Consider the following 4,986-nt stretch of genomic DNA (forward strand, 5'->3'; position numbering starts at 1 on the left):
GCTGGCATGCCGGCATCGTCGGGCTGATCGCCTCGCGGCTGAAGGACCATGCGCGCCGCCCCGCCTTCGCCATCGCCTTCGATCCGAACGGGACGGGCACCGGCTCCGGCCGCTCTATCGCCGGCTTTGATCTCGGGCGGCTGGTGCGCGAGGCGGTCTCGGAGGGACTGTTGGTCAAGGGCGGCGGCCACGCCATGGCGGCCGGCATCACGGTGGAGCGGGCGAAGCTTGGCGCGCTGCGTGCCTTCTTCGAGGAGAGGGCGTCTTCCGCGGTCTCGGCGCTGCGCGAAGCCGAAAGCCTGAAGATCGATGCCGCGCTTTCGGCCGAGGGCGCGAATTTCGACCTTCTTGACACGCTCGATGCGGCCGGACCCTACGGCGCCGGCCATCCCGCGCCGGTGCTCGCCCTGCCGCGCCACCGGCTGGCGGATGCACGGCTCGTCGGCAACGGCCATGTGCGACTCGACCTTCGCGCCCATTCGGGCGCGCGCCTTCAGGCCATCGCCTTCCGGGCCGCCGAGACCGATCTCGGCAATTTCCTGTTCAAGAACCGCGGGGCGCCGGTCCACGTCGCCGGCACGCTCGCCGCCAACCACTGGAACGGCACGCGGTCGGTCCAGTTCCGGGTGCTCGACGCGGCTAAGGACTGAGGGCTCGGTCCGCTCGACGCGGCCGCCACGCCAAAAGACGCATCCGGCAAAAAAAAAAGCCGCCGCAGGGGCTGCGGCGGCAGAAATGTCCCGGACACCCCGGCGCATGGGCGCCGGGGTGGGGACAGTATCGTCAGGCGATCATCAGATGGGCCGTGTTGTTGTCGTCGAACAGGGCCGGATGGTGATTGCCGTTGTCGGCCTGGCGGGCACCGTTGTCCTCGGCGGGACCGTGGTGGCGGCCACCATTGTCGTCGAACAGCGACGACAGGTCGTCCAGCGGGTTGTCGTTGGCCGCCCGAGGCTCGGGTTCGGGCTTGTCCTCGGCGATCTTGCCGTCGCCGTACACCTTGATTGACGCCGTCGCTTCCGTTTCACCTCCATGGCCGTCGGAGACGGTGTAGGTGATGGTATCGGAGTAGATCTTGCCGGCGTAGAGGTTGTCCAGGTCCGTGGCGTCGTAGTGGATCTCGCCGTCCGTGCCGATCCAGACCTTGGCGCCGAGGGCGCTCTTGTCCGACACCGACGTTACGTCGAGCTTGTCGCCGTCCGCATCGCTTGCGCCGGCCAGGAACTGGTCCTTGCCGAAGGTGTATTCGCGCTCGGTTCCTACCAGATCCGTCTCGACGTTTGCCTTACCGATGTAGAGGTCGCCGCGGGCGTACCCGCCACCCGTATCGTCGCGCCCGCCGACGCGGAACTGAAGCTCATATTCACCCGTTTCGGGCAATTTGAACTCAAGGGTTTGAACGCCCGACCAGCTTCCACCCTGCTGGGAGGAGTCCAGGACTTCGTATTCCTGGCCCGTGTGCTTGTTGACGAGTATAATACGGCCCAGCGCAACGTCCTTTCCGGGGGCATCGGGATAGTCCGCCCAAAGCGCATACTGGATCTCGATTTTGTCCTGTGCCCGACCGACGAAGGAATCGCTCGTCGCCGAGGGCCCCCATCCGGTGCCATTGCCCCGGACCCAGCCGGCGATCGTGAGACGCGCGACATCCGGGTCGTCGGGAAACAGGTTCCAGGGGCTCAAGGGGCCGTGCGTAACCTCGGCTGCGAGCAGATCCGGATAGGTGATTGGCTTCTGGTTCTGAATAAAATCATTGCTCCTGCTTTCATCCAACTTCCAGCCGGCAGAGCCGTTTTCGAAGCCTCCATTGTAGATCGCGTCGACTTTCAACGCCACGTTCTCCAACTCCGGCGCGTCGTTCTCGCCGGTGATCTTGACCTTGACCTCCTTCGTACTTTCCGCGCCATGGTTGTCGCGCACGGTGTATTTGAAGGTGTCGTAGGCGACCTCGTTCTCGCCGAGATGCTCGAAGGCGCCGTTCGGGTCGTAGGAGAAGGTGCCGTCACCATTGTCGACGACCTTGCCCTTGGTGCCGGTCGTGTCGACCTTGAAGGTGTGGGTGTCGTTCTTGTTGGCGTCGGTGAAGTCGGACGTGATGTCGATCGCAGGGCCATCCTCCTTCACCTCGGCGGTGACGTCCTTCACGTCTGGCGCGTCGTTGCGGCCATACAGCTTGATGGACGCGGTGGCCTCCGTTTCACCCCCATGACCGTCGGAGACGGTGTACTTGAAGGTATCGGTTCTGGTCTCGCCGGGGTCGAGATTATCCACCCCGCTGGCATCGTAGTGGATCTTGCCATCCGCGCCGATCCAGACCCTGGCGCCGAGGGCGCTCTTGTCTGCGACCGAAATCACATCGAGCTTGTCGCCCTCCGGATCGGTCGCCTTGGCGAGGAATTGACCCTTGTCGAAGGCGTACTCGTGGTCGGTGCCGACAAGATCGGATTTGAGGGATGCGGAGTCGATGAATTCCGTAGCGTGGACCCGGCCATCCCTATTGGTGTCAGTCAGACCCAAGCGATACGAGACGGTGTATCTTCCGGCTTCCGGTATTGAAAAGTCACTCTCTCCTTCAAGTCTATCCCATGTGTATATTTCTCCTGTATCAACGTTGGTGAGAGTTACTTTAAGATGATATTGGTCCCATCCTTTAGAAGTATCGTATAGGCTTCCCCAGCCAACGATGGATTCTATATGGTCACCTGAATTTGCATAAAACGGATCGCTGGTAATTTTAGGTCCCCACGCCGTCGCACCTTTATCTACGCCTCCTTTAATTTGGAAGTACGCTAGGTGGTCCTGGTCATCCGACAAAAATTTCTGTCCGCTATCTTCTCCATCTTTGTGTTCGATCAGCGAGACAGAAGACACCTTGTCAGCCCCATCAAGTCCGCTTGAGTTGTTGTCGATGTGCCATCCGGTGAAGTCCGGCTTGCCGTCGAAACCAGGGTTCTTGATCGCCTCCGCCGTCAGGCTCACATCCTCCACCTCCGGCGCGTCGTTCTGGCCGGTGATCTTGACCTTGACCTCCTTCGTCACCTCGGCGCCGTGGTTGTCGCGCACGGTGTATTTGAAGGTGTCGTAGGCGACCTCGTCCTCGCTCAGATGGTCGAAGGCGTCACCCGGGTCGTAGGCGAAGGTGCCGTCGTCCTCATTCAGGGTCACCTCGCCCTTGGTGCCGGTCGTGTCGAGCTTGACGGTATGGGTGTCGTTCTTGTCGACGTCGGAGAAGTCCGGCTTGATGTCGGTCGCCGCGTTCTCCGTCGTCTCGGCGGAGACGTCCTTTGCCATCGGCGCGTCGTTCTGGCCGGTGATCTTGACCTTGACCTCCTTGGTCACCTCGGCGCCGTGGTTGTCGCGCACGGTGTATTTGAAGGTGTCGTAGGCGACCTCGTTCTCGCCGAGATGCTCGAAGGCGCCGTTCGGGTCGTAGGAGAAGGTGCCGTCCTTGTTGACCGTCACCTCACCCTTGGTGCCGGTCGTGTCGAGCTTGAAGGTGTGGGTGTCGCCCTTGTCGGCGTCGGTGACGTCGGGCTTGATGGTGATGCCCGGGCCGTCTTCCTTGGCCTCGGCGGTAATGTCCTTGGCGACCGGCGCGTCGTTCTGGCCGGTGATCTTGACCTTGACCTCCTTCGTCACTTCCGCACCGTGGTTGTCGCGCACGGTGTATTTGAAGGTGTCATAGGCGATCTCGTTCTCGCCGAGCCAGTCGAATGCGTCACCCGGGTCATAGGCAAAGGTGCCATCCTTGTTGACTATCACCTCGCCCTTGGTGCCGGTCGTGTCGAGCTTGAAGGTATGGGTGTCGTTCCGGTCGACGTCGGAGAACTCCGGCTTGATGGTGGTTGCCGCGTTCTCCGTCGTCTCGGCGGAGACGTCCTTGGCCACCGGCGCGTCGTTCTGGCCGGTGATCTTGACCTTGGCGGTCTTCGTCACCTCGGCGCCGTGCTCGTCGCGCACGGTGTATTTGAAGGTGTCGTAGGCGACCTCGTTCTCGCTCAGATGATCGAAGGCGTCACCCGGGTCGTAGGCGAAGGTGCCGTCCTCGTTGAGCGTCACCTCGCCCTTGGTGCCGGTCGTGTCGAGCTTGAAGGTGTGGGTGTCGTCCTTGTCGGCGTCGGAGACGTTCGGCTTGATGGTGGTCGCCGCGTTCTCCGTCGTCTCGGCGAAGACGTCCTTGGCCACCGGCGCGTCGTTCTGGCCGGTGATCTTGACCTTCGCCGTCTTCGTCACCTCGGCGCCGTGGTTGTCCCGCACGGTGTACTTGAACGTGTCGTAGGCGACCTCGTTCTCGCCAAGATAGTCGAAGGCGCCGTTCGGGTCATAGGAGAAGGTGCCGTCCTCGTTGAGGGTCACCTTGCCCTTGGTGCCGCTGGTGTCGAGTTTGAAGGTGTGGGTGTCGTTCCGGTCCGGATCCGAGTAGTCGGGCTTGAGGACGATCGTCTCGTTCTCGTCCGCCTCGGCGGAGATGTCCTTGGCCTCCGGCGCGTCGTTCCTGCCGGTGATGGTGATGGGGACGCGCTTGGTGGTCGTGCCGCCATGACCGTCATCAACGGTGATCTCGAAGATCTCGGTCCGCTTCTCGCCTTCGCCGAGGTAGTCGATCGCCGAATCCTCGACCTTATAGTCCCACTCCACCTTGTCGCCGGCGATCTTGGCGGTGAACGTGCCATGGCTTTGCAGCTTCTCGTCCACGGGGTCATTCACGGAGACGAGCTTTGCCGTCACCTTGTGGACGTCGTCCTTGTCCTTGTCGTGGAAGGCGATGTCTGCGCTGGCCTCGTGGGTGGTCTTGTTTTCGTCGGCCGCACCGTCGGCGCGCTCGAAGACCTCGCCGCCGTCCTTGCCGTCGTCGAAGCTCGGGCTGTGGTTGCCGCCCTTGTCGTCGTCGTCGCTCAGCGCGATGGAACCGACGATGCTGGCAAGGCCGGCAAGTCCGGCGACCGCCAGCAGCGCGCCGCTGCCGGCGGCACCTGCGCCGGCCGC

At 62.6% G+C, this 4,986-nt stretch carries 2 protein-coding genes; one reads left to right on the forward strand and one right to left on the reverse strand.

The annotated features are described in order from the left end of the window. Positions 1-650: DHHA1 domain-containing protein (locus tag ACFP9U_RS23800; protein ID WP_378625247.1), on the forward strand; the 650-nt coding region annotated here is incomplete at its 5' end. 133 nt (positions 651-783) lie between these two features. Here ACFP9U_RS23800 and ACFP9U_RS23805 read toward each other — a convergent pair. Beyond that, on the reverse strand, positions 784-4,986 hold a 4,203-nt coding region (locus tag ACFP9U_RS23805), incomplete at its 5' end, for an Ig-like domain-containing protein (RefSeq protein ID WP_378625248.1).

Origin of the sequence: Nitratireductor sp. GCM10026969, assembly GCF_042660605.1 — a bacterium.
Taxonomy (GTDB): Bacteria; Pseudomonadota; Alphaproteobacteria; order Rhizobiales; family Rhizobiaceae; genus Chelativorans.